General features: G+C 67.6%; 4 protein-coding genes. 3 read left to right on the plus strand and 1 reads right to left on the minus strand.

Translation table 11 applies throughout. From position 1 onward, the window contains the following. Both FJV41_RS48870 and FJV41_RS52940 read left to right on the plus strand, forming a co-directional pair. A partial coding sequence (locus FJV41_RS48870) for a cupredoxin domain-containing protein (RefSeq protein ID WP_141649468.1) occupies positions 1–707 on the plus strand: 707 nt, incomplete at its 5' end. Positions 708–861: 154 nt separating this feature from the next. Continuing rightward, positions 862–1,026: a hypothetical protein gene (locus FJV41_RS52940; protein ID WP_174453057.1), complete on the plus strand. Its 165-nt coding sequence runs from the start codon at positions 862–864 to the stop codon at positions 1,024–1,026. 136 nt (positions 1,027–1,162) lie between these two features. Here FJV41_RS52940 and FJV41_RS48875 read toward each other — a convergent pair whose 3' ends face one another. Further along, positions 1,163–1,456 carry an FYDLN acid domain-containing protein gene (locus FJV41_RS48875; protein ID WP_141649469.1) on the minus strand — a complete coding sequence of 98 codons (294 nt, stop codon included), beginning with the start codon at positions 1,454–1,456 and terminating at the stop codon, positions 1,163–1,165. Between the two features lie 146 nt (positions 1,457–1,602). Here FJV41_RS48875 and FJV41_RS48880 point away from each other — a divergent pair. Beyond that, the coding region (locus tag FJV41_RS48880) for a GYF domain-containing protein (protein WP_141649470.1) at positions 1,603–2,117 on the plus strand (515 nt) is incomplete at its 3' end.

Below are 2,117 nucleotides of genomic sequence, written 5' to 3' on the forward strand. Positions count from 1 at the left end.
CCTCGGCCCCCGTCGCTCCCCCGCCGACGGCTCCCTCGCCCGCGCGCCCTGCCGCCGACGTGAAGTGGGGTGTCATCGAGGGTCGCGTTCGCCTCACGGGCACGCCCCCGGCCCCCACCTTGTCTCCCACCACCGGCACCGTCGTGTCCGTATGCGGCGAGCAGGCGGAGGACCGCTCCCTCGTCGTCGGCGCCGAAGGGGCACTCGCCCACACAGTGGTTTCCCTCAAGTCCGGCGCCGGGCTCCCCGCACCGGCGAGCCTCCCGGCCGACCCCGTGCTGGACCAGAAGAAGTGCGTCTACGAACCGCCCGTCCTGGCCGCCCGGGCAGGCGGCACCCTGACGCTGCGAAACTCTGATCCGCTCGTGCACAACGTGCGCGCCGCCTCCGGCTCCAACCGCTCCTTCTTCAACGTGGCCATGCCGCTGGAGGGGATGACCACCCGCAAGCCGCTCCCCGCGGAGCCGGGCGTGGTGCCCATCCGCTGTGACATCCACCCGTGGATGCGCGCCGTGGTGCGCACCTTCGACCACTCGTACTTCGCCACCACCAGCCCGGAGGGGCGCTTCCGCCTGGAGGTCCCCGAGGGCACCCACACCCTCGTCCTCTGGCACGAGCGGCTGCCCCAGGCCGAGCAGACCGTGAATGTCCGCGCCGGAGAGGTCGTCGAGGTGGAGCAGTCCTGGGCGGTAGGAGACCTGAAGTAGCTGGCCCGCCCAGGCCTGTAGCAAAAGAGTCTGGAAGTTTTTCGGCGCTGCGCGTTCTACATGTCGAGGCGTGGGTGATCCGGATTTCATTTCCGCTGCGGCGGAAAAATTGCTACAATACTGGCGAGCAACACCACGAGAGGGGGGCCGAGTCATGCAGCAGGCCAAGAAGCGAACGACTCTGACGAGCCAGGCACACACCCACCAGGAGCCGACCCGCAAGGAAGTCCGGCCGGTGGGGATGCAGGAAATGGGGCCTGGCCTCTACGAGCAGATCCGCCGTGCGCTGATGGAGTTGTCGCTGGCGTCAGGGACTTGAGCGGAGCCGAAGCGTCACGCTGAACGGAGCCCTGGCGGCGCCCCTTGACGGGCGCGCCTCGCTTCAAGGCCTCGTGGGTACCACCGAGGCGCAGGGACTCCCGGCGAATGCCAGGGAGTCCCTACAACCCCACGACTCAGGTTTCTTCTTCTTCGGTTTCCGCGGTCGCGGTCTCGTCGTCGTCGAACGAGTCGAGGTCTTCTTCCTCTTCCTCGCTCGCGGCGGCGGGCTCTTCGGGTTCAATCGGTTCGATGACCTTCGGGGCGGCGGCCAAGCGTCCGCGTCGTCCCTCGGGCTGGGGCTTGAGAGCAGGGCTTTCCCGCTGGTCCGCGCCGCACTTGGGGCACAGCGGGTCAGGCTTCTTCATGTCGTAGAACTTCGTCTGGCACTTGTAGCAGACGAACTTCGATCCGAGGTCCTTCGCCGGCATTCGCCACCTTCTGAATAAGGCCGAGAGAAGACAGAGGGCGGCTGCATAGTTGGCGCGCAAGACGGAGTCAACCGATGGTTTGCGCGGGAGATTTCTAGCGGTAGCATCCAGAACCCAGTCTCCCCTCAGTGAGCCGGACGCTCCCCTTGAACTTCACCTGCGACAATTGCCAGAAGCGGTACTCCATTGCGGACGAAAAAGTCCGCGGCAAGACGGTCAAGGTCCGTTGCAAGAACTGCCAGAACGTCATCACCGTCGAAGGACCCGCCGAAGAGGAGAGCACCCGCGTGGTGTCGCTCGCGGACGTGGAGCGGCTGAGAGCGCAAGAGCGCTCCCTGGCCGAGCCCGCCGCCGCGCCCGTCACCGCCGCGCCCGCGTTGGCCAAGGCGCCACCCGCCGCGCTTCAAACGCCCTGGGACGATGAGCCCACGCGTGCCGCACCCCTGCGGGCCACGGGTTCGCCCTGGTTCGTGATGGTGCGCAACAAGCAGGAAGGCCCTCTCGACGAGGGGGCGCTCCGGGAGCTCGTCGCCACTGGCACCATCAGTGGCCGCAGCTTCTTCTGGCAGCAGGGCATGGCGGACTGGAAGCGCGGCGCGGATGTGCCGGAGCTCGCTGGTCTGTTCACCCCGCCACCCGAGCCGGAGCCCCTTCCTCCACC

It is taken from the genome of Myxococcus llanfairpwllgwyngyllgogerychwyrndrobwllllantysiliogogogochensis (genome assembly GCF_006636215.1).
GTDB lineage: Bacteria > Myxococcota > Myxococcia > Myxococcales > Myxococcaceae > Myxococcus > Myxococcus llanfairpwllgwyngyllgogerychwyrndrobwllllantysiliogogogochensis.

Coding starts and splice junctions, on each gene's coding strand:
- FJV41_RS52940 (WP_174453057.1), top strand. CDS start 862: ATGCAGCAGGCCAAGAAGCGAACGACTCTGACGAGCCAGGCACACACC.
- FJV41_RS48875 (WP_141649469.1), bottom strand. CDS start 1,456: ATGCCGGCGAAGGACCTCGGATCGAAGTTCGTCTGCTACAAGTGCCAG.